Origin of the sequence: Billgrantia zhangzhouensis, from assembly GCF_021404465.1 — a bacterium.
In the GTDB taxonomy this organism is placed as follows: Bacteria; Pseudomonadota; Gammaproteobacteria; order Pseudomonadales; family Halomonadaceae; genus Halomonas; species Halomonas zhangzhouensis.
In genome coordinates this window covers 152,639-174,011 of sequence record NZ_JABFTT010000003.1, presented here as the reverse complement: position 1 = coordinate 174,011, position 21,373 = coordinate 152,639, and the positions used below count along the sequence as shown (strand labels likewise).

General features: G+C 65.0%; 18 protein-coding genes. 8 read left to right on the top strand and 10 right to left on the bottom strand.

Annotated features, from left to right (window positions below):
- Positions 1–38: 38 nt before the first annotated feature.
- From araG to HOP51_RS04545, 3 genes are read right to left on the bottom strand one after another with little or no spacing between them, the layout of a single operon-like run.
- Positions 39–1,532 carry an L-arabinose ABC transporter ATP-binding protein AraG gene (araG, locus tag HOP51_RS04555; protein WP_234272778.1) on the bottom strand — a complete coding sequence of 498 codons (1,494 nt, stop codon included), beginning with the start codon at positions 1,530–1,532 and terminating at the stop codon, positions 39–41.
- 32 nt (positions 1,533–1,564) lie between these two features.
- Positions 1,565–2,560 (bottom strand): arabinose ABC transporter substrate-binding protein, encoded by a 996-nt coding sequence (locus HOP51_RS04550; RefSeq protein WP_234272777.1) that lies wholly within the window; start codon positions 2,558–2,560, stop codon positions 1,565–1,567.
- A 51-nt stretch (positions 2,561–2,611) separates the two neighbouring features.
- On the bottom strand, positions 2,612–3,841 hold the full coding sequence (locus HOP51_RS04545) for an aldose epimerase family protein (protein WP_234272776.1): 1,230 nt from the start codon (positions 3,839–3,841) through the stop codon (positions 2,612–2,614).
- Between the two features lie 157 nt (positions 3,842–3,998).
- On the opposite strand from HOP51_RS04545, the gene HOP51_RS04540 reads away from it, so the two are divergent.
- Positions 3,999–4,955 carry a LysR family transcriptional regulator gene (locus tag HOP51_RS04540; RefSeq protein WP_234272775.1) on the top strand — a complete coding sequence of 319 codons (957 nt, stop codon included), beginning with the start codon at positions 3,999–4,001 and terminating at the stop codon, positions 4,953–4,955.
- Position 4,956: 1 nt separating this feature from the next.
- Here the strand turns inward: HOP51_RS04540 and HOP51_RS04535 are convergent, their stop codons facing one another.
- On the bottom strand, positions 4,957–5,883 hold the full coding sequence (locus HOP51_RS04535; RefSeq protein WP_234272774.1) for a Gfo/Idh/MocA family protein: 927 nt from the start codon (positions 5,881–5,883) through the stop codon (positions 4,957–4,959).
- Positions 5,884–5,943: 60 nt separating this feature from the next.
- Positions 5,944–6,888 (bottom strand): DMT family transporter, encoded by a 945-nt coding sequence (locus HOP51_RS04530; protein ID WP_234272773.1) that lies wholly within the window; start codon positions 6,886–6,888, stop codon positions 5,944–5,946.
- Between the two features lie 255 nt (positions 6,889–7,143).
- On the opposite strand from HOP51_RS04530, the gene HOP51_RS04525 reads away from it, so the two are divergent.
- From HOP51_RS04525 to HOP51_RS04515, 3 genes are all read left to right on the top strand, one after another.
- Positions 7,144–8,223 (top strand): TRAP transporter substrate-binding protein, encoded by a 1,080-nt coding sequence (locus HOP51_RS04525; protein WP_234272772.1) that lies wholly within the window; start codon positions 7,144–7,146, stop codon positions 8,221–8,223.
- Positions 8,224–8,329: 106 nt separating this feature from the next.
- On the top strand, positions 8,330–9,322 hold the full coding sequence (gene araD1 / locus HOP51_RS04520) for an AraD1 family protein (RefSeq protein ID WP_234272771.1): 993 nt from the start codon (positions 8,330–8,332) through the stop codon (positions 9,320–9,322).
- Between the two features lie 17 nt (positions 9,323–9,339).
- The gene (locus tag HOP51_RS04515) at positions 9,340–10,917 is read left to right on the top strand and encodes an aldehyde dehydrogenase (NADP(+)) (protein WP_234272770.1); all 1,578 of its coding nucleotides are present in this window, start codon (positions 9,340–9,342) and stop codon (positions 10,915–10,917) included.
- Positions 10,918–10,942: 25 nt separating this feature from the next.
- Here HOP51_RS04515 and HOP51_RS04510 read toward each other — a convergent pair whose 3' ends face one another.
- Positions 10,943–12,172 (bottom strand): amino acid deaminase, encoded by a 1,230-nt coding sequence (locus tag HOP51_RS04510; protein WP_407061777.1) that lies wholly within the window; start codon positions 12,170–12,172, stop codon positions 10,943–10,945.
- A gap of 151 nt (positions 12,173–12,323) precedes the next feature.
- On the opposite strand from HOP51_RS04510, the gene HOP51_RS04505 reads away from it, so the two are divergent.
- The 4 genes from HOP51_RS04505 to HOP51_RS04490 all read left to right on the top strand — a co-directional run bounded on the left by HOP51_RS04505 (position 12,324) and on the right by HOP51_RS04490 (position 16,713).
- A complete protein-coding gene (locus HOP51_RS04505) occupies positions 12,324–13,187 on the top strand; it encodes a MurR/RpiR family transcriptional regulator (RefSeq protein WP_234272769.1) in 864 nt (287 codons plus the stop codon).
- A gap of 1 nt (position 13,188) precedes the next feature.
- On the top strand, positions 13,189–14,682 hold the full coding sequence (locus tag HOP51_RS04500; RefSeq protein ID WP_234272768.1) for an N-acyl-D-amino-acid deacylase family protein: 1,494 nt from the start codon (positions 13,189–13,191) through the stop codon (positions 14,680–14,682).
- Positions 14,679–15,071, top strand: a complete 393-nt coding sequence (locus HOP51_RS04495; RefSeq protein WP_234272767.1) for a RidA family protein — start codon at positions 14,679–14,681, stop codon at positions 15,069–15,071. Before HOP51_RS04500 ends, HOP51_RS04495 begins: the two co-directional genes overlap by 4 nt.
- 142 nt (positions 15,072–15,213) lie before the next feature.
- Entirely contained in the window at positions 15,214–16,713 is a 1,500-nt protein-coding gene (locus HOP51_RS04490) for a sodium:solute symporter family protein (RefSeq protein ID WP_234272766.1), read from the top strand.
- A 71-nt stretch (positions 16,714–16,784) separates the two neighbouring features.
- On the opposite strand, the gene uxuA is transcribed toward HOP51_RS04490, so the two are convergent.
- Genes uxuA through HOP51_RS04470 form a run of 4 tightly spaced genes read right to left on the bottom strand, consistent with a single transcriptional unit; the run spans position 16,785 to position 21,322 of the window.
- A complete protein-coding gene (gene uxuA, locus HOP51_RS04485; protein WP_234272765.1) occupies positions 16,785–17,963 on the bottom strand; it encodes a mannonate dehydratase in 1,179 nt (392 codons plus the stop codon).
- 16 nt (positions 17,964–17,979) lie between these two features.
- Positions 17,980–19,455, bottom strand: coding sequence for a mannitol dehydrogenase family protein (locus HOP51_RS04480; RefSeq protein ID WP_234272764.1), 1,476 nt, complete (start codon positions 19,453–19,455; stop codon positions 17,980–17,982).
- Complete coding sequence (locus HOP51_RS04475; protein WP_234272763.1) at positions 19,452–20,735, bottom strand: TRAP transporter large permease; 1,284 nt, start codon at positions 20,733–20,735, stop codon at positions 19,452–19,454. The genes HOP51_RS04480 and HOP51_RS04475 overlap by 4 nt, the downstream gene beginning before the upstream one ends.
- Positions 20,726–21,322 (bottom strand): TRAP transporter small permease, encoded by a 597-nt coding sequence (locus HOP51_RS04470; protein WP_234272762.1) that lies wholly within the window; start codon positions 21,320–21,322, stop codon positions 20,726–20,728. The genes HOP51_RS04475 and HOP51_RS04470 overlap by 10 nt, the downstream gene beginning before the upstream one ends.
- Positions 21,323–21,373: the final 51 nt, after the last annotated feature.

Below are 21,373 nucleotides of genomic sequence, written 5' to 3'. Positions count from 1 at the left end.
TCCCTCAGATGACTCTTGTCGAAAAATCGTTCGGAAAATCAGGCGGGCAGCGCCAGCCCCAGCAGGCGTTCCTGGGTAGCCTCACGGCGCGGCACGATGTCGACCAGCGCACCGTCTCGCATCACGCCAATGCGATCACAGATGGAGCTCACCTCGGCCAGGTCGCTTGAGATCACCACGACACTCTTGCCCTGCTCGGTCAGCTCGAAAAGCAGGTTATAGATGTCGCGACGCGCGCCGACGTCGATGCCACGGGTGGGTTCATCCATCACGAACAGATCGATCTTCTCGGCCAGCCAGCGCGCCAGGATCACCTTCTGCTGATTGCCGCCGGAGAGCTTGCCGATAGGTGCGCGCGGCCCCGGGGTCTTGATGCTCAGCCGCCGAATGTAGTCTTCGGCATTGGCCCGCTCACGCCGCGGATCGCGCAGCAGTCCCCAACGCTTGAAGAAGCGTCGACAGCTGATGTTGAGGTTGTCGGCGACGCTGGCAACGGGAAAGATGCCCTGCGACTTGCGATCCTCGGGGCACATGGCGATGCCCATGCGGATGGCCTCGCCGGGGCTTGCAAAGCGCCGCGCCGTGCCCTGGAAGCGCACCTCGCCCGCCTTGGCGGTCTCGGCGCCGCATACCAGCCGCATCAGCTCGCTGCGCCCTGCCCCCACCAGGCCGAACAGGCCGAACACCTCGCCGCGCTTCACCTCGAAGCTCACCGGCGCCTTCAGTCCCCTGCCTTGGATACCTTCGATCTCGAGCATCACTTCGCCCTGCTCGCGCTCCCGATAGCCATAGACGTCCTCGATGTCGCGGCCGACCATCTCGCTGACCAGGGTGTCGTGATCCAACGCATCGAGGCTCTCGTGGGTGCGGATGTGCTTGCCGTCGCGGAACACGGTGACCGCATCGCACATCTTGAACACCTCCTCCATGCGATGGGTCACGTAGAGCACCACGCGACCCTCGTCGCGCAGCCGGGCGACGATGCGCTCGAGCTGGCGCGTCTCCTGCACCGACAGGCTGCTGGTGGGCTCGTCGAAAGCGATGATGCGGGCGTCGCGCAGCAGCGCACGGCCAATCTCGATCATCTGCTGCTGGCCGATGGAGAGATCACGCACCTTGGTCGAAGGGTGAATGCTGCCCTCTCCGAGTTCCTCGAGCATGCGCATTGCCCGCTCACGCAGCCGGCGCCGGTCGATGAAGCCATGCTGAGCCGGCAACTGGCCGAGAAGGAGGTTCTCGGCCACCGACATGTTGGGGGCCAGGGTCAGCTCCTGGTAGATGATGGCGATACCCCGGCTGAGCGCTTCACGGGCGTTGGCGAACACATGGCGCTCGCCGCCGATCCACAGCGCCCCCTCCGTGACACGATTGATCCCGCTCAGTACCTTGAGCAGGGTCGACTTGCCGGCGCCGTTCTCGCCCATCAACGCATGCACCTGGCCGGAGCGGGCGCCGAAGCTGACCTTGTCCAGTGCCCGCACGCCGGGAAAGACCACGCTGATGCCGTCGAATTGAAGATAGGGTTCAGTCATGCCGCTCTCCCGGTCACCGCCTTCCGTCACGTTCACAGCCCGAGTTCGGCGCGTACGTCCTGCCAGTTGTCGCGCGTCATCAGGGTGCCTGAGGTTTCGGTGTTGGCCGGCGGCTCCTCGCCTTCGACGATCCAGCGGTAGAGGTTCTCCGCTGTCTGGCGCCCATGCTGGGTGGAGCTCACCGCCACGGTGCCGTGGAACCCCGTCGGGTTGCTGCGCGAGAACTCGGCGAAGGCCGCCCCGGAACCATTGATGCCCACGCCGATCACGTCGTCAGCGGAAAGACCGTACTGCTCGGTGGCACGGACACCACCCAACACGCTCTCCTCGTTGAGGGCGTAGATGATCCAGTGCTCGAAATTACCGCGCTGGGAGATGACCGGCGAGGCGGCCGAGAAGGCGCTATTGGTGTCGGTATTCTGCTGGGGTGCATCGAAGACGTTCTCGGCGGGGAAACCCCATTCGATCAGCGCATCGGTGGCACCGTCAGTGCGCTCCTTGGCGGTAGGCAGCTCATTGTTGGTGATACGCAGAGCCGCGACTTCCTGCGGGTCCCAGCCACGCGCCTCCATTTCAGCGGCAATCGCCTCGCCGACCTGCTGACCGATCTTGTACCCCGACATGCCCAGGTGCGGCACACCCTCGAGCGGCTCGCCGTTGCCATCCACGAACTGATCGTCGACCGTGATCACTTTCATGCCGTACTGGTTGGCACGGTTCATGACTGCCGGCCCAAGGCGTACGTCCGGCGGGCAGATGACGAAGCCCTGAGCACCTTGTGAGTAGAGATTGTCGATGGCGCTGAGCACCCCCTGGCCGTCCTCACCGCCCAGCCGGACGACGCGAAAGCCCAGTTCCTCGCCGACTTGCGTCGCCGCCTGCTGCTCGTTGATGAACCACGCCTGTTCGGGCTTCTTGACGATGAAGCCGATGCGGACGTCCTCATCGGCAGCCTGAGCCGCACCGACGGTGCCGAGCGCCAGGCTGGCGCCAAGAGCCAGGCGAGTGAAGGTCTTTGTCATGGACATGTCGTACTCCTACGTCTCTTCGGATGTTGTTGTTGACGTTCTAACTCAGCGTCACGAGCCCGCAGTCTCCTGGACGGAGAATCGATAGATCGTGCGTGAGCGATAGGTCTCTCCCGGCTCGAGAATCGTCGAGGGGAAGTCGGCCTGGTTGGGGGAATCGGGGTAGTGCTGGGTCTCCAGTGCGAACCCTGAACGGTGCTCGTAGGCTTGGCCCCGCTTGCCCGTCAGGTCGCCGGCAAGGAAGTTACCCGAGTAGAACTGGATGCCCGGCTCGGTAGTGGTGATCTCCAGCAGGCGCCCGCTCTCTGGTTCCCACACCCTGGCGGCCAGCACAGGCTCACTGGAAGACGCAGTCTGCTCGGCGAGCACGAAGTTGTGGTCGTAGCCCTTGCCGAACGTCAGTTGCTCGTTATCCTGCTCGATGCGCTCGCCGATCGCGGTAGCCTGGGTAAAGTCGAAGGGCGTACCTTCGACCGAGCGAATCTCACCGGTGGGGATCAACGTTTCGTCCACCGGGGTAAAGGCGTCGGCATGGATCGTCAGGTGATGATCGAGAATGCTGCCGCGGCCCTCTCCCGCGAGATTGAAGTAACTGTGCTGGGTCAGGTTGACCGGCGTCGCCTTGTCGGTCGTCGCCTGGTAATCGACGATAAATTCATTGGCATCGGTCAGGGTGTAGGTCACCTCGGTTTCCAGTTTGCCCGGATAACCTTCCTCGCCGTCTTCGCTGGTATAGCGCAGAACCAGGCCGGCCCCTTCCTCGCTCTCGAACGGTTCGGCCTGCCATAGTACCCTGTCGAAGCCCTGCTCCCCGCCGTGCAGGTGGTTGCTGCCATTGTTGGTCGCCAGGGTGTAGGTCTCGCCATCCAGTGAGAACTCGCCGCCTGCGATGCGATTGCCATAGCGCCCTATCAGGGCACCGAAATAGGGATTGGCCTGACGGTATTCATCGGAGAGGTAGGCTTCCAGCGAATCGAAACCCAGAACGACGTCGTCGAATTTGCCTTCGATATCCGGGGTCTTCAGCGAGAGGATGATGCCGCCGTAGTTGGTGACACGCATCTCGATGCCGTTGGCATTGGTAAAGCGGTAAACGTCGACCTGGCGACCGTCGGGTAGCTGGCCAAACACGGATTTGTCGACGCCGCGCTCGGTCGCACCATCGGAAATGTCCTCGGCACTGCCATGCGCCTGGGCCACGCCCAGCATCAAAATGGCGGCGCCTGCGCTCTGCAACAGGCGCCCACCGCTACTGCGCATCGAGGCGTACGTGAGTGGCATGATCTTTCTCCTTGATCCTGGAATTGTTGTTATCGGAGCGACGTAGTCGTTGCGGATACAGCCGCTACAGTAGATAGACCTGACATAACCAACCAATACAAAATCCACCAAAGAGTGATATATAAATTGTTATCAATAAGCGAAGCGGAGAGGCACCATGCGCACGCTGGATGACGACTGGTTCCTGCAGGCACGACTAAAGTTGCGCCATCTGCAGCTCTTTCTGGCCCTGGACGAGCAGCGCAACCTGCATCGCGCGGCTGCCCAGTTGGGCATCAGCCAACCGGCGGCCTCGAAGCTGCTAGGCGATATCGAGACCCAACTTAGGGTCAGGCTTTTCGACCGCCACCCACGCGGTCTGGAACCGAACTGGTATGGGGAGGTGCTGGTACGGCACGCGCAGGCCATGCTCTCCGAGCTTCACAACACCGGCGAGGAGTTGAACGCCCTGTTCGAGGGCAACGCGGGCAAGGTGGCTATCGGCACGGTGATGGCGCCGGCGGTGACCCTGCTGGCCAGCGCCATCGAACGGGTACACCGTAGCCACCCCAGGCTCAAGGTCAGCGTCGAGGTCGACGTCAGCAAGCGGCTCGTGCCGAGGCTGCTGGAAGGTGAGCTGGATTTCGCCATTACCCGGATACCGGCCGGGTTCTCGACCGACCCATTCGTGTTCGAGGAAATCGGCGAGGAGGAGATCTGCTTCGTGTGCCGCGAGGGTCACCCCCTGTCGGGGGCCGAGCCGCTTACGCTGGAGGCAATGGCCGCCTACCCGTGGGCGCTACAGCCGCAAGGGGCGCTGATGCGCCAGCGTGTCGACGCGCTGTTTCTCTATCACGCCATCGAACCCCCGGCGCAGATCGTCGATACCACCGACATACTGGTGGCGCTGGCGCTGATCGACCGCTCGGATACGATCACCGCCACCACACGCCAGGTGGCCGAGCTGCTGTGCGCCCCGACGCGCTTTCGCATCCTGCCCTTCCATCAACGGCTCAGTGTGCAGCCATTCGGCCTGGTCAGCCTGAGGCGTCGCCGCCCCTCCCCTGGGGCAGCGACGCTGATGGGCATGGTACGGGAGTTGGTCGCCCACCAGCGCCAGCAAGGACTGCTTTAGCTCATTCGATGAAGGGCTCCGTCGGCTCGCGCCAGGCGGCGAGGCAGGCATCCGCCACATGCCGCAGAGGCGCAAGGTCCACATCGCTTTGTTGATCCCGGATCAGCTCGGCGAATCGGGCATAGAGTCCCGGGTATTCATGCTCCTCGGCGTCGAGCAGGCAATGACCATCGAGTTCCAACCGACAGCCTCCCTGCAGCAGGCTGAGCCGTCCCGCGTCGGTCTCGACGTGAATGCTCCAGATCGGCGGGTTCGGCTGGCGAAAATCGAAGTCGGCCACGATCGGCGTGCCCTCGGTATCGCTGAAGGTCAGCGCTGCGGCGATGGGGGCCTGGCAGTTGCTCGGCACCCACAGCCGCGCATCGCGCAGGAAAAAGGCGCGCGGCAATATCTCGGTGGCAATCGACAGCGCGTTGATGCTGGGGTCGAACACCCCCATGCCAGCCGGCTCCCAGATCCAGGCCTGACCGGGATGCCATACCCGGACGTCTTCCCGCCAGTCGATCTCGACCCGCTCTATGCGCCGCACCCTCAGCCACTCGCGGGCCTGCGCCACGGCCGGGGCGAAGCGCGAGTGCCAGGCCGCGAACAGGGTGCAGCCCTGGCGCTCGGCCAGTTCGATCAGATCCTCGACCTCGCTCAGGGTCGCCCCAGGCGGCTTCTCCAGCAGTACGCTCCTGCCCTGCTCCAGCGCGATACGCGCCTGCGAGTAGCGCAGGTGAGTCGGCGTGCAGATTGCCACGGCTTTTAGCTCGGGATGCGCCTCGAGCATCTCGCCCAATGCAGCGTAGCCGGGCACCGAGTCGTGGTGGGCGTGAGGATCCGCCGTCGCGACCAAGTGAAAATCGCGGCTCTTGGCCAGGGCCGGAAGATGCTGATCGCGAACGATCTTGCCCACCCCTACCAGGCCAATAGTGAAATCAGACATGACGGTGCCTTGTGGTAGAAACATAAGGAAAAAAGCAGGTAAGTATGCGTCTCCTGAAAATCACGACGCACTCGACCGGTCTGTCGGTGCTCGCAACGCCGGGTCGACGCCTGCACGCAGCCTCAGCTCCAGCCGGCGTTCATAGAACCCCTTGGCAAACAAAGTGCCGAGCACCAGGACGCCGCCGATCATTGCCATCGGTGCCGGCTGTTCGGCGAGGATCCACCAGGCCAGCAAGGTGCCCACGACCACCTCCAGCAATAGCAACAGGCCAACTTCGGCGGCAGGCAGATAGAGTGGCCCCCGCTGCAGCAGGGTCACCCCGCAGGGCACGATGACCAGGCACAGCAGGACCACCACGGCGAGCTGATTCGTCGTCGGCAGTGCCGGCTCGTTGCCGGTGAACCACAGTAACCCGGCTACGCTACCGACGATCAGGCCGTTGAAAACCAGCATCGGGCTCATATCGATGCCAGGACGCGTACGGCATAGCGTGAAATTGATGGCCAGGGTGGTGGCCGCCATCAGGGCGAAGGCGTTGCCCACCCAGGAGCCGGCTCCCGCATCGCCCAGCGCGATCATGGCAATACCCGCCATGCACAGCCAGATCGCCAGCCAGGTTCGACGCGGCAGCCGCTCCTTGAGAATCGCCCAGGATAGCGCCGCTGCGATCAACGGTGCGCCGGCCAGGATCATCAGCACGTTACCCGCCTTGGTGTATTGGTTACCCAGCACGAAGCCGCAGGTGGTAAGGCTGAACAACAACGCCACGGCGATGCCGGTCCAGCCACAGCGGCGGTAGGCCGCCCAGGTACCGCGGCCATAGCGCACCAAAGCAATCAGCAAGAAACCCAGTGCCGAGAGAAATCCGCGCCACATGAGGATCTCTGCATCGGGAAGATCTGCAACCTTTATCAGCAGCGCATCGGGCGCCATGATCAGCGCCCCGCCACCGGTCAGTAGCAGCCCCTGTTGACGATGTGACAGCGTGCTCAAGTGGCCCATTGGCGCTTAACCCTCGGCGGATGCTGGTAGCAAATATTAGCCTTTTATAGCTGACCTTACGCTGCCCGCATCTTTCTAGTCGATACATACAAAAGTATATGTTGAACAAATGAAGAATAAGTCCGACATTCTACCCCAGGCCGGGTGAACAACCTCCCTGTCGTTATCGTGATACCCGACAACAAGAATGCACCGCGCAGCCCAACAGACGCTGGAAGCACCACCCCAAGCGGCACTGCGCATGGAGACTCAAACATGCACCACCCCTGGAAGCTTACTCTGGCAGTGGCCGGCGCCACGCTCCTTGGCAGCAGCCCGGTCTACGCCACGACGCCCAACCTGTCTGACCCGCCTCCCATCGAGGGCGAGGTGGTCACCGAGGATCTCGGCTCCCATACCATACGCGTCGGCCTTGGCCTGGCCGAGACCTCACCGCTCTATATTTCCACCCGGTATTTCGGCGACATTCTCTCCGAACGAACCGAAGGTCGCCTGACCGTCAATGTCTTCCCCAATAGCCAGCTCGGCGACGATGCGCAGATGATGGAGATGCTCCAGACCGGCTCGCTGGACATGACCATACCCTCGACCTCGCCAGCGACCACCTACGTCCAGGAACTCGCCGTCTTCGACCTGCCATTCTTGCTGCCAACGCGTGAAGCGGCAATCGCCGTACTGGAAAGCGATGTCGCCCTTGGCCTGCTCGACAAGTTCGAGGGTACCGGCATCAAGGCCTTTGCTTATCATGAGAACGGCTACCGCCAGCTGACCAATAGTGTGCGGCCGGTCGAATCCCCCGACGATATTGCCGGACTCGACGTCAGTGGCTTGACCATTCGCACCATGGAGAACCCGGTCCAACTGAGCATCTGGGAAGCGTTAGGCGCCAATCCCACGCCAATGGCCTTCGGTGAGGTCTTCTCGGCCATGGAACAAGGTGTCATCGACGGCCAGGAGAACCCCTGGAGCACCATTCTGACCTCCAATTTCCACGAGGTGCAGGACTACGGCTCCGAAACACGCCACGTCTACACCCCATTCATCATCATGATGTCCGAGCGCACCTGGGACCGCCTCGACCCTGTCTATCAGGAGTTGGTACGGGAAGCGGCTCAGGAGGCAGCAGCCTACGAGATCCAGTTGGCCACCGAGTACGACGACTGGGCCCGTGATCAGCTCGAGGAGCGCGGCATGCAAGTCACCCGCCTCGACGACGACCAGATCGCTGCCTTTCAAGATGCGGTACAGCCCGTCTACGACCAGTGGGCGCCGCGCATCGGTGAGGACCTGATTGCCGAGATCCAGCAGATCGTCGAAGACACCATGAACGACTGACCCAGCCAATATCTCGACGCCCCCAATCAAAAAGCGCGGGGGCGGTGGCTACCCGACCTCACCGCCCTACGCGGCAACTGCTTCCAAGCCATTAAGGGACCCTCGCATGCGCTTGATCCAGTATCTCGACCAGAACCACCTGCGGGTAGCCGTAGTGGAAAGCCCTGACGCGGTGCGGCCGATCGCCATCGACGGCGGCACCTACGCCCTGGCGCGTATCGCCATCGACACCGGCCAGCCGCTCACTCAGGTCGTCGAGGCACGCCTCGGCGAAGCGCTGACCGACTACCAGCAGTTGATCGACGAGAAACGCCTGCTGCCGCCGCTGACCCATCCCGACCCGGCCCACTGCCTGGTGACCGGTACCGGTCTCACCCATCTGGGTAGCGCCGATACCCGCGCAGCGATGCATGCCAAGGCTCAGGCCGCTGAGAGCGAGCTGACCGACTCCATGCGCATGTTCAAGCTGGGTGTGGAAGGCGGCAAACCCGCCCTCGGCGAGACCGGCGCCCAGCCGGAGTGGTTCTATAAGGGCGACGGCAGCTGCGTGGTGCCCCCCGAGGCAGCGCTGTCGGTGCCCGCCTTTGCCGAAGACGCCGGCGAGGAGCCGGAGCTCGCCGGGCTCTACGTGATCGGCGACGACGGCCAGCCCTGGCGCGTGGGCTACGCCATCGGCAACGAGTTCTCCGATCACGTCACCGAGCGCTTCAACTACCTGTGGCTCGCCCACTCCAAGCTGCGCGCCTGCAGCTTCGGCCCGGAACTTCTGATCGGCGAGTTGCCCAAGCATCTGGAAGGTACTAGCCGCATCGTGCGCAGTGGCGAACCCCTATGGGAAAAGCCCTTCCTCACCGGTGAAGCCAACATGGCCCACAGCCTGGCCAACCTCGAGCATCACCACTTCAAGTATGCCGGCTTCCGGCGCCCCGGCGATGTTCACGTGCACTTCTTCGGCACCGCCACCCTGAGCTTCGCCGACGGCATTCAGACCCAGAATGGCGACCGCTTCGAAATCAGCCTCCCGGAGTTCGGTCGTCCCCTGCGCAATCCACTACGCTTCGAGGCAGGCAAAGCAACCATCGAAGTGAAATCGCTCTGAGCAGCAAGGAGTTCGTCATGCCCCTGGAAGGCAAGATGCTGATCGGCCGCGAGGCCGTCAGCGGCAGTTCCACGCCCATTCACGCCGTCAACCCCGCTACCGGCGAGCAGCTCGCACCCACCTATGCCGGCGGCACCCAGGCTGAGGTCGAGCGCGCCTGTGCGTTGGCCGAGGCGGCGTTCGGCACCTACCGCGAAACGACGCTCGAGGAGCGCGCGGCGTTTCTCGAGACGGTCGCCAGCGAGATCGAGGCCATCGGCGACGAGCTGATCGAGCGCGCCATGGCCGAGACCGGCCTGCCCCGGGCGCGCCTCGAAGGCGAGCGCGGCCGCACCTGCGGCCAGCTGCGTCTGTTCGCCTCGGTGGTGCGCGCCGGCGAGTGGCTCGACGTACGCATCGACCCGGCCCTGCCCGAGCGCGAGCCGATGCCCCGCGCCGACCTGCGCCAGCGTCATATCCCGCTCGGTCCCGTCGCTGTGTTCGGCGCCTCGAACTTCCCGCTGGCCTTCTCCGTGGCCGGCGGCGATACCGCCTCAGCACTGGCTGCCGGCTGCCCGGTGATCGTCAAGGGCCACTCCGCCCACCCCGGCACCTCCGAGCTGGTCGGTCGTGCCGTGCAGAAAGCGATCAAGAGAAGTGGCTTGCCGGAAGGGGTGTTCTCGCTGCTGTTCGGTTCGGGCAGCGAGATCGGCCAGGCCTTGGTCAGTGATCCGCGCATCCAGGCGGTCGGCTTCACCGGCTCGCGCAGCGGCGGCACGGCCTTGATGAGAACCGCCCAGAACCGCCCTCAGCCGATTCCGATCTACGCCGAGATGAGTTCGATCAACCCGGTGTTCCTGCTGCCCGAGGCGCTCAAGGCGCGCGGCGAGAAGCTTGCCGAGGGCTTCGTCGCCTCGCTCAACATGGGCGCCGGCCAGTTCTGCACCAACCCCGGGCTGGTGATCGCGGTGAAGGGCTCCGAGCTTGCCGCCTTCGTCGAGGCCGCGGGCGAGGCGGTCAAACAGAGCGCCGCCCAGACCATGCTCACCCCGGGCATCCACGCAGCGTATGAACAGGGCGTGGACCGACTGGCATCGAACACCAACGTCAGGGAAGCGGCCCGCGGCCAGGTCGGCGAGACCGCCCATGCCTGTCAGGCCGGGCTGTTCGTCACCGCCGCCCAGGACTTCCTCGCCGAGCCCGAGCTGCAGGAAGAGGTATTCGGTGCCACCTCGCTGGTGATCGAGTGTGCCGACGTCAGCGAGATGCAGCGCGTCGCGGCTCACCTGGAAGGTCAGCTCACCGCCACCCTGCAGATGGACGACGGCGACCTCGATGCAGCGAAACAGCTGCTGCCGATCCTCGAGCGCAAGGCGGGGCGTATTCTGGCCAACGGCTGGCCGACCGGGGTCGAGGTGTGTCACGCCATGGTTCACGGCGGGCCCTACCCGGCCACCTCCGACAGCCGCACTACCTCGGTGGGCAGCGCCGCGATCTTCCGCTTCCTGCGCCCGGTGTGCTACCAGGCGCTGCCGCAGGGCTTGCTGCCGCAGCCGCTGCGTGACGGCAACCCCTGGAAGGTCTCGCGGCTGGTGGACGGCAAGCGCGAGGGCTGAGGCAGCACTAAAGGCCTCAAGGCGGCTAGAAACAGGTGGACAGGCTGTCCCTAACCTCCAGCGTCTCATCCACCAGCAGTAGCTGGCGCCACTTGTCGAAAGTCAGGCACGGGTGAGAGGCGCCGAAGGCGATGATGTCGCCAATGGCGACATCATCGGCGTCTTCGGGCAAGCGCACGAAGGTGTGCTGGTCCATCAGCTTGGTCACCTGCCATCCCGCGACGGAGAGCGTTGCATTCGCAGCGCCTCCCTCGCGGTAGCGGCGCAGGGGCACCGGCAACTGGTCGAAGCCGATGTCTCGCTTGCCCAGGGCGATGATTGCCAGGCCCGGCTCGGGCAGCGATTGCACCTGGGCAAACACTTCCAGCGCCGGCTCGAGCCCATGCTGCAGGTCGGGGCGCCGCACCAGCACATCGCGCTGGGCTTCACGGTAGAGGCCGTGGTCGTGCACCACATAGCAGCCCGGGCGCAGCACCGGCACGAAGCGATTCTGCAGCGAGGCATCCTGGAACGCTTCGGCAATCAGGTCATACCAGGCCGAACCGGAAGCGGTGACGATGGGCTCGTCTACCTCGAAATGCCCCGCCGATTCCAGCGCCAGGGCGGCCTCGACCAGGCGCTGGGCATAGGCACTCACCGCAGCGGCGGGATCGTCACCGTGCACCACCCCCTCGTAGCCTTCCAGCCCGGCGAGGACCAGTGCCGGTTCGGCCGCGATGGCCTCGGCCAGTGCCTCCACGCCCGCCTGGTCGCGACAGCCGCAACGCCCTCCTGGTACACCCAGCTCGATCAGCACTACCAGGCGCAGCCCCCGCTCCTCGAAGAAGCGCCCCAATTGGCGCACGTTCTCGACCCCGTCCACCACGCAGTAGAAATCGGCACCGGCCTCAAGCAACCCAGCCACTATGGCCATGTTGGCCTGCCCCACCAGCTGATTGGCCATCAGCAGGCGTCGCGCGCCATGGGCGAAGGCAGCGCGGCACTGGGGCGCGGTGGCCAGGGTGATGCCCCACGCCCCCGCCTCCAACTGACGTCGAAACAGGGCCGGCGTCATGGTGGTCTTGCCGTGCGGCGCCAGGCGAGCGCCATGCGCCTCGGCGAAGCGCTGCATCCACGCCAGGTTGTGCGCTAGCGGTGCCTCATGGATCACCGCAGCCGGTAGACTGACCCCGCTCAGCAGGTCGGGCCTCAGCTCGACGGTGCCCTTGTCGACGCCTCCCCGCTCGGCATTACCCCGGTTAGCCTCTTTTGCCACCACACTGTTCTCCGTTTCACGCATTCCTGTAGCCCCTCGTCTCTCTTGCTTGCTCGCTTGCTGCGCACCTGATAGTTATTTTCACACATGCTTGACTAAAAGTTAGAAACTAACATACTTTTCAAGCGAGGCAAGAGACAGGAGCCCTTTGGTGAGCCAAGAGATCGATATCCTTTCCCGCATTACGGCGGACTTCGCCAGCCTGCGTGAGGCTGAAAAGAAAGTCGCCGAGCTGATCTTCTCAGACATCGACTTCGTCACCGAGGCCAGCATCGGCGAGATCGCCGCCCGGGCCGGCGTGAGTGATGCCAGCGTGACCCGCTTCGCCCGCGCCGTAGGCTGCAGCAACGTACGCGATCTCAAGACTCGACTGACCCGGGCATTGGCTGCGGGCCGGCGCTTCATCCAGGAGGCGGCTCCCGAAGACGGCCCTGCGGTGGTCTACGAGATCGCCACCCAAACCTTGGCGGTGAACCGCGACCTCATGGCCCAAGCCGACGTGGCCGGCGCCGTGGAGCGTCTCGACGGCGCCCGCCAGATTCTCGTCTTCGGCGCCGGCGGCGGCTCCAGCATGCTGGCGCAAGAGATTCAGTTCCGCCTGGTACGCCTCGGCTACGCGATCAGCGCCTACCCCCAGGCCCTGCTGCCGCGCATGGTGGCCTCCACCCTGGACCCAGAGGATGTGGTGGTGGTGCTCTCGGTGACCGGCTATACGCCGGAAATGGTGGAATCGGCACGTATTGCCCGCCAGTACGGCGCCAAGGTAGTGGCCATCACTTCCCAGGGCTCACCCTTGGCGGAGAATGCCGACGTGGTGCTGCCGATAGCGGCCCGCGAGACCGACTTCATCTACCACCCTTCGGCTTCTCGCTACGCCATGCTCGCCGCCATCGACGTGCTGGCCCTGGAGCTGGCCCTGCGTCACCGCGAGCGTTCACGCGACAAGCTGCGCCGCCTGAAACTGACCCTGGACGCCCATCGCGGCGGCGACAACCGCCAGCCGCTGGGAGACTGACATGCGCTACGATCTGCTGATCCGTAATGCCCAGGTCGTCGACGGTACAGGCGCCGCCCCCTTTCGGGCCGATGTGGCCGTATGCGGCGATCGTATCGTCGCCGTGGGCGATCTGGATGGTGCCACGACCGGAACCGCCAGCGAGGTCGACGCCAGCGGTCGTTATTTGGCACCGGGCTTCATTGACGTACACACCCACGACGACACCAATGTGATCCGCGCTCCCGAGATGCTGCCCAAGCTCTCCCAGGGAGTCACTACGGTGGTGGTAGGCAACTGCGGCATCAGCGCCAGCCCCGTGGCACTTGCCGGTGAGGTGCCCGATCCCATGAACCTGCTGGGTCAGGCCGAGGATTTCCGCTATGCGAGCTTCGCCGCCTATGCCGAGGCGGTTGAGGCAGCGACTCCCAGCGTCAACGTCGCCGCCCTGGTGGGACATACCAGTCTGCGTAGCCAGGTGATGGACGATTTCGCCCGTCCCACCAGCGGCACAGAGATTGCCGAGATGGAGCGCCTGCTGCGCCAGGCGTTGGATGAAGGTGCCCTGGGGCTCAGCTCGGGGCTCGCCTACCGCAACGCCTTCCATGCCCCCACGGCGGAGATGGAAGCGCTGGTGACCGCCGTGGGGCAGGCCGGCGGCGTCTATACCACTCACTTGCGCGACGAGTTCGCCGGGCTGTTCGAGGCCATGGACGAAGCCTTTGCTACCGCTCGTCACGGCCGGGTGCCGCTGGTGATTTCTCATTTGAAGTGTGCCGGCGCCGGCAACTGGGGCGGCGCACCGCATGCCCTGGCAAAGCTCGAACAGGCGGCCCGCCATCAGTGCGCGCACTGTGACTGCTACCCCTATACGGCGGGTTCCTCGACCCTCGATCTGGGGCAGGTCACCGACGAGATCGAGATCGTCATTACCTGGTCCGAGCCGCACCCCGAGCAGGCTCGCCGGCCGCTTGCTGATATCGCCGCCGACTGGAACGTCTCCCTGCTGGACGCAGCGCGGCGCCTGCAGCCGGCCGGGGCGGTCTACCACAACATGAGCGAGGAGGACATGCGCCGGGTACTGGCTCATCCCCTCTCGATGGTCGGGTCGGACGGGTTGCCCAACGATCCGCATCCGCACCCACGGCTGTGGGGCGCCTTTCCCCGGGTGCTGGCACGCTACAGCCGCGATCTGGGCCTGATGCCCCTGGCCGAAGCGGTACGCAAGATGACCGGCCTGTCAGCCGCCAACTTCGGCCTCGTCGATCGCGGCGTGATCCGAGAAGGGGCCTTTGCCGATCTGACGCTGTTCGACCTCGAAACCCTCGCCGATATCGCCGACTACGACACCCCCATCGCCCCGGCACGGGGCATCGAGATGGTCATGGTCAACGGCGTCATCGGGTATCGCCAGGGAGCGGCTACCGGCGAGCGCGCCGGGCGCATGCTGCGCCGCACGAGTCGAATCAGCGACACACACCTCCCCCACCACCCCCTTACGGAGAAATCCTCATGAGCATTACTCGATACGGCGTCGAAGGCGGCGTCGGCACCGGTGGACAAAAGCTGCCGTTCGCCCGCGCCGTGGAAGCCGGCGGTTGGCTCTACGTTTCCGGCCAGACACCGATGCGAGATGGAGAAGTGGTCGAGGGCGGCATCGTCGAGCAGACCCGGCTCGCCTTCGACAACTGCCTGACGATCATGCGCGAAGCCGGCTACGGCGTGGAGGATGTGGTGCACGTCACGGCAGTGCTCACCGATGCCCGCTATTTCTCGTCGTTCAACAAGGTGTTCCGCGACGTGTTCGGCGACAACCCGCCGGCGCGCATCTGCAGCGTCCAGGACCTGGTCGTGGACTGCAAGGTGGAGGTGGATGTGAAGTGCTTCCGGGCCGACCGGATGTAAGAAAGGGGGTGCCGTACCCCGGCAAGGGCACGGCACCGGATCGCCGGCGGGGCCTCACAAGACAAGACCACCCCGCCTTCGATCGTGACATTGCTTACCCCGACCGCGGCAACGGTCGGGCAAACAACGATAAGAGGCTACCATGAACAGTCAGATATTCCTTGGCACCTTTGTGGTGTACGTCATCGCCATGATCGGTTTCGGTTGGTGGATCTCCCGCCACAAGCGCGGCAGCGGTGACGACTTCCTGCTCGGCGGACGCAGCGTTCCGCTCTTCCTCACCATCGGCTCCACCGTGGCGACCATGGTCGGCACCGGCTCGAGCATGGGCGCGGTGGGGTTCGGCTACGCCAACGGCTGGGCCGGCGCCCTGTATGGCATCGGCGGCGCCGTCGGCGTGCTGCTGTTGGCGCTGCTGTTCGCCCCGGTGCGCCAGCTTCGCTTCATGACCATGAGCGAGGAACTCGCCTACTACGTGGGCGCCAATCGCCTGGTACGCAACCTGGTGGCGCTGCTGATCTATATCGCCTGTATCGGCTGGCTGGGCGCGCATATCCTCGGCGGCGGGCTCTATCTCTCCTGGATGGCGGGCATCGACCTCAACACCGCGCGCGTCCTGGTGGCACTGGGCTTCGGCATTTACTGCGTGATCGGTGGCTACTTCGCCGTGGTGTGGACCGATACCGTGCAGGCGATCATTCTCTTCGCCGGCTTCCTGCTCATGGCCGTGCTCGCCCTGGTCGAGGTCGGCGGCTTCTCGGGGCTGACCGCCGGAATGAATGCGGGTGCGGCCAGTTTCCTCGGCATCGGGGCAATTGGCGGCCTGCCGGCGCTGTCGCTGGCGGCAGTAATCGCCGTCGGCGTACTCGCCACCCCTTCGTTTCGCCAGCGCATCTATTCCGGCGAGTCGGTCTCCTCGGTGCGCCGCTCCTTCGTGATCACCGGCGTGCTCTACCTGGGCTTCTCGATCATCCCGGCGATCATCGGCATGGCCACCCATGCGCTCAATCCCGGCCTCGAGAACAGCAATTACGCCTTCCCCTTCCTGGCCACCGAGGTGTTGCCCCTTGGGCTCGGCCTGCTGCTGCTGGTGGCTGGGCTCTCGGCGACCATGTCCAGCGCCAGCTCGGATGCCATCGCCGGGGTCTCCACGCTGATGCGCGACCTCTATGTGCTGGTCACGGGCCGGGCGCCCTCAGCCCATAACGTGGTGCGTTTCTCCCGCATTGCCCTGGTCGCCACCATTGGCCTGGCGCTGGCGTTCGCCCTGACGTCGGACAACGTGATCACCTACATTACCCGCATGATCGCCACTATCATGGCCGGGCTCTTCGTCTGTGCCCTGCTGGGTCGCTTCTGGCCGCGCTACAACTGGCAGGGCGCGGTCGCCACCCTGGCCAGCGCCTCGGCGACGTCGCTGGCGATCATCGCCAACGCAGACTGGAGCGCCTATTGGGGCAACCCGAGCATACCGGCGGTATCGGTGGCGCTCGTCGCAGGGGTGGCGGTCAGCCTGCTCACGCCTGCTTCCCGAGTGACCTCCGAACAGGCGCTGGAAATGCTCAACGAAGAGCGCCGCCGCATGGAGCAGGTTCCCGATGCGGCCCTCACAACAGGCCAGGTCGCCGCACCCGGAAAATAGAGGCGCTGCCGGCAACGACAAGGCCCCCGCCGAGCGTTCGGCGGGGGCCTTGTCGTTTTCTCCAGCAGCTCTCAGCTCGTCAGCCGCCGCACCGCCAGTTCCACGCCGCGCAGCTCGGCGAGCCCCTTCAGACGCCCGTAGAGCGGATAACCCGGGCGTGTGTCGCGGCGCTGGTCGTCGAGGATATGATGGCCATGATCCGGCCGCAGCGGCAGGCGCGGCCCACCCTCGCGTTCGCGGCGCCTCTCCTCCTTCACTAGGGCAGCGATCACCGCCACCATGTCGACGTCGCCGCCAAGGTGATGCGCCTCGTGGAAGGTGCGCGGATCGGCGGCCTCGCGCCGGGTCGAGCGCAGGTGGGCGAAGTAGATGCGCGGGCCGAAGCGGCGCGCCATGGCGGCCAGGTCGATGTCCTCGCGCACACCGTAGGAGCCGGTGCACAGCGTCAGGCCATTGGCCTCGCTCGGCGCCGCATCGAGTAGCCAATGGGCATCCTCGGGAGTGGAGACCACCCGCGGCAGGCCGAACAGCGGACGCGGCGGGTCGTCCGGATGAATGGCGAGTCGCACGCCGGCTTCCTCGGCTACCGGCACGATAGCGCGCAGGAAATGGCCAAGATGCTCACGCAGGCGCTCGGCGTCGATGTCGGCATAGGCGTCCAGCGCCTCTTGGAAGCGCGCCAGAGTGTAGTGCTCTTCGGCCCCCGGCAGGCCGGCGATGATGGTATCGATCAGCGCCTCGCGCCCGGCGGCGTCGAGGCCATCGAGATAGTGCCTGGCCTCGGCCCGTTCGGCCTCGGTGTACTCGGCCTCGGCGCCGGGGCGCTCGAGCAGGTAGAGATCGAAGGCGGCGAAGGCCGTCTGATCGAAGCGCAGCGCCAGGCCGCCATCTAGCAGGCGCCAGGCGAGGTCGGTGCGGGTCCAGTCGAGCACCGGCATGAAGTTGTAGCAGACGGTGTCGATACCGCACGCCGCCAGGTTGCGCAGGGTCTCCTGATAGGCAGCGATGTAGCGCTCGCGCTCGGGCGTGCCCTGCTTGATCGCCTCGTGTACCGGCACGCTCTCCACCACCGACCAGGTCAGCCCCGCCGCCTCGATCGTCGCCTTGCGCTCGGTGATGGCCTCGAGCGGCCAGGCCGTGCCGTTGGGTATTTCGTGCAGCGCCGTAACGATGCCGGTGGCACCGGTCTGGCGAATCTCGTCGAGGGTGATCGGATCACTGGGGCCAAACCAGCGCCAGGTGTGTTCCATGACGAACCTCTCCCTATCAGGTGGATGCATCGAGTCGCGCAAGCGCGGTGTCTAGGCCAAGCGTCGTCAGGCAGCGGTAGGCCGACACCACCTCCGCCGCGAAGCCGGAGTGCTCGGCCAACGCCGGGGGAACCACGGCATCGAGTTCGAGAAAGGCCAGCACCAGATTTTCATGATCCTCACCATGGGTTTCGTGCAGCAAGGCGAACGTGTCCGCCATGGGGTCGTCAACGGCATGGACATTACCGTGCAGGTCGCTTCCAGCGGTGTAGCGGATCCATGCCGCAAGACCAAGTGCGATACACGGTACCTCGCCTCCCGCTTCTAGCCGCGCCAGGGCGCCGTGCAGCCAACGCTGGGGCAGCTTCTGCGAGCCATCCATGGCGATCTGGTGCAGACGATGACGCAGGCTGTCGTTGGCGAAACGATAGAGCAGCTGTTCAGCATAGCCCTCGAGGTCGGTGCCGGCAGGCATCGCCAAGGTCGGTGCCGCCTCATGCAGCATGTAGCGATGCAGCAGTGCCATCAGATCGTCGCGGCTCACCGCGTCGAACACCGTCTCGATACCCTCCAACGCGCCCAGGTAGGCGAGCAGCGAATGGCTGCCGTTGAGCATGCGCAGCTTCATGGTTTCGAACGGCGCCACGTCGGCGACCATCTCCACGCCCTCGGACTCCCAGGCCGGTCGGCCGAGGGGGAAGTCGTCCTCCACCACCCATTGAGAGAAGGCCTCGCCCACTACGGCATTGGGATCGTCGACGCCCAGCTCGGCCAGGCGGGCGAAGTCGGCCGCGGTCATGGCCGGCACGATGCGGTCGACCATGCTGCACGGGAACGCCACCTCGCGCTCGATCCAGGCGGCAAGTTCGCCATCGCGACAGGCGGCAAGCTGCATCACCGCCGCTCGTGTGCGCTGGCCGTTATTCGGCATGTTGTCGCAACACAGTACCGTGAACGGCGGGATTCCCGCGCTGCGCCGCCGGGCCAGTGCCTCGACCAGGAGTCCCGGCACGGTACGCGGTGCCTGGGGATGCTCGATGTCATGGGCGATCAGCGGGTCGTCACGCAGCAAGGTGCCCTCGGCGGGACTCAGGAAATAGCCCTTCTCGGTCACCGTCAGGGTGACGAGCCGCGTGTCGGGCGAGGCTAGGCGTGTGAGCAGCGCTGTGAGATCGCGTCCCCACTGGCCCGAAGAGTCTCGGCCAGTGAACAGGACCTCCTCGATCACGCCGATCTCGCGCAGGGTGATGTGGTCACGGTCGGCGTATTCGGCGACATGGTAGTGATAGTCGGCGTCGCGCAGGGCATCCACCAGCGCCACGCCGCCACGCAGGTTGGCGCTGCTCACGCCCCAGGCGTCGTCGCCGCTGCGCTGCCGATAGCGCTCCAGGTAGACCGCCTGGTGGGCGCGGTGGAAAGCGCCCAATCCCAGGTGGACGATGCTGATGCACCCGCTCGGCGCAGCGGCAGGCACGCGTGTCACGTCGTTCATCTTGCCCCCATCAACAGGTCGGGAAGCCATAGCGAGATGGCCGGCACGTAGGCCACCAATAGCAGTACCACGAGGTTACAGGCCAGGAACGGCAGGATGGCACGGGCCACGGTGAGCATCTGTAGCTTGCCGATGCCCGAAACCACGAACAGGCACACCCCCACCGGCGGTGTGGTCAAGCCGATCATCAGGTTGAGCACCGCCATTACCGCGAAGTGCACCGGGTCCATACCCACCCCGGTGGCCACACCGAGCAGCGCCGGGAACAGGATGATCAGCGCGGCGATGGTCTCCATGAAAGCCCCGACGAACAGCAGGATCAGGTTGAGGATCAGGATCACAATGATCGGGTTGTCGCTGACCGCCATGATCAGGGCAGCGATCGTCTGGGGAATCTGCTGACTGGTGAGGATCCAGCCGAACAGGTTGGCCAGGCCCACCAGCAGCAGCAATGCCGATGAGGTCAGTACGGTGTCGGTGAGAATCGCCGGCAACTTGCGCCAGGTCAGCCCCTTGTAGACGTACATGCCCACCACCAGCGCATAGAGACTGGCAACAATCGATGCCTCAGTCGGCGTGAAGAAGCCGCCGATGATGCCGTAGAGAATGATCACAGTCATCAGCAGCGCCCAGAACGCCGTGCGCCCCTCACGCAGCAGCTCGCGCAGGGTGGCGCGACGCTCCTTGGGATAGCCGCGCTTCACCGCCAGCAAGTAGACGGTGATCATCATCGCCACGCCCAACAGCAGGCCGGGCACGGCCCCGGCCAGGAACATGCGCCCCACCGAGACGCCGGCCAGTGAACCGACGATGATCATCGGCACGCTGGGCGGGATGATCGGGCCAATGGTTGACGAGGCTGCGGTGACGGCGGCAGCGAACGGCTTGTCGTAGCCAGAGCGCGCCATGCCGGGGATCATCACCGAGCCGATGCTGGCAGCATCGGCCACCGCGGTGCCCGAGATACCGCCGAAGATCATGGAGCCGCCCACATTGGCCAGGCCCAGGCCACCGCGGATATGACCGACCACGGCGTTGGAGAAGCGCACGATATGCTCGGTAATGTTACCCACGTTCATCAGGTTACCGGCCAGCACGAAGCCGGGAATGCAAAGCAGCACGAAGGTATCGATACCCGAATACATGCGCTGCGGCACGATGGTCAGCGAGATGCCTTCCAGCAGCAGGTAGGCGAGCGACGAGATGCCCAAGGCAAAGGCAATGGGCAGCCCCAGCACCAGCAGCAACAGGAACACGCCGAAGAGCACCATCACTTCCATGATGCCTCCTCGCGGGCGCCGTCGACGGGCGGACGCCATGCCGCGGCCAGGCCTTCGACGAGGCCGACGGCGCTATAGAACAGCACCAGGACGAACAGCAGCACGGTAGAAAAGAAGATGTAGAGCATGGGCACCCTCAGGGTGGGCGAGGTCTGCCAGGCGCCGTTCTGGGCAAACTGCCAGGCGGCGGGCAGCACCATCAGGGCGAAGCCGCCGACCAGCAGGCAGATCAGCGCCTGGTAGGCAGCGCGCGTACGCAGCCCGAGCCGGTGATGGAAGAGTTCGACGTTGACGTGCCGATGCCGGCGTATCGCCACCCCGGCCGCCAGAGCCACCATATAGATGAACAGGTAGCGTGACAGCTCCTCGGTCCAGGACAGAGTGAACGGCAGGAACAGCCGGCCCGAGATCTGCAGCAGCATGGTCGCGGCGATCCCTACCAGGGCCAGATTGGCGAGCAGTACGAAGAAGGTGTCCACCCAACCGATGACGCGGCCCAGCGGCCCTCCGAGCCTGGGCACCGCGGACAGGGCGTCGAGGCTAGCCACCACTTGCTCGCCATCGCTACGCTGCGGGGTAATATCCATTGGCGTTCCTCGCTGGGGCTCGTCGACCCCGTGGAGAGTGGGCGGGCACGG

What these genes read in the sequence shown, in the direction of transcription:
- HOP51_RS04545 (WP_234272776.1), bottom strand. Translation starts at nt 3,841, where the DNA reads ATGCCACTCACGTACGCCTCGATGCGCAGTAGCGGTGGGCGCCTGTTG.
- araD1 (WP_234272771.1), top strand. Translation starts at nt 8,330, where the DNA reads ATGCGCTTGATCCAGTATCTCGACCAGAACCACCTGCGGGTAGCCGTA.
- HOP51_RS04500 (WP_234272768.1), top strand. Translation starts at nt 13,189, where the DNA reads ATGCGCTACGATCTGCTGATCCGTAATGCCCAGGTCGTCGACGGTACA.
- HOP51_RS04470 (WP_234272762.1), bottom strand. Translation starts at nt 21,322, where the DNA reads ATGGATATTACCCCGCAGCGTAGCGATGGCGAGCAAGTGGTGGCTAGC.
- HOP51_RS04515 (WP_234272770.1), top strand. Translation starts at nt 9,340, where the DNA reads ATGCCCCTGGAAGGCAAGATGCTGATCGGCCGCGAGGCCGTCAGCGGC.
- HOP51_RS04525 (WP_234272772.1), top strand. Translation starts at nt 7,144, where the DNA reads ATGCACCACCCCTGGAAGCTTACTCTGGCAGTGGCCGGCGCCACGCTC.
- HOP51_RS04540 (WP_234272775.1), top strand. Translation starts at nt 3,999, where the DNA reads ATGCGCACGCTGGATGACGACTGGTTCCTGCAGGCACGACTAAAGTTG.
- HOP51_RS04475 (WP_234272763.1), bottom strand. Translation starts at nt 20,735, where the DNA reads ATGGAAGTGATGGTGCTCTTCGGCGTGTTCCTGTTGCTGCTGGTGCTG.
- HOP51_RS04495 (WP_234272767.1), top strand. Translation starts at nt 14,679, where the DNA reads ATGAGCATTACTCGATACGGCGTCGAAGGCGGCGTCGGCACCGGTGGA.
- HOP51_RS04530 (WP_234272773.1), bottom strand. Translation starts at nt 6,888, where the DNA reads ATGGGCCACTTGAGCACGCTGTCACATCGTCAACAGGGGCTGCTACTG.
- uxuA (WP_234272765.1), bottom strand. Translation starts at nt 17,963, where the DNA reads ATGGAACACACCTGGCGCTGGTTTGGCCCCAGTGATCCGATCACCCTC.
- HOP51_RS04480 (WP_234272764.1), bottom strand. Translation starts at nt 19,455, where the DNA reads ATGAACGACGTGACACGCGTGCCTGCCGCTGCGCCGAGCGGGTGCATC.
- araG (WP_234272778.1), bottom strand. Translation starts at nt 1,532, where the DNA reads ATGACTGAACCCTATCTTCAATTCGACGGCATCAGCGTGGTCTTTCCC.
- HOP51_RS04535 (WP_234272774.1), bottom strand. Translation starts at nt 5,883, where the DNA reads ATGTCTGATTTCACTATTGGCCTGGTAGGGGTGGGCAAGATCGTTCGC.
- HOP51_RS04550 (WP_234272777.1), bottom strand. Translation starts at nt 2,560, where the DNA reads ATGTCCATGACAAAGACCTTCACTCGCCTGGCTCTTGGCGCCAGCCTG.
- HOP51_RS04490 (WP_234272766.1), top strand. Translation starts at nt 15,214, where the DNA reads ATGAACAGTCAGATATTCCTTGGCACCTTTGTGGTGTACGTCATCGCC.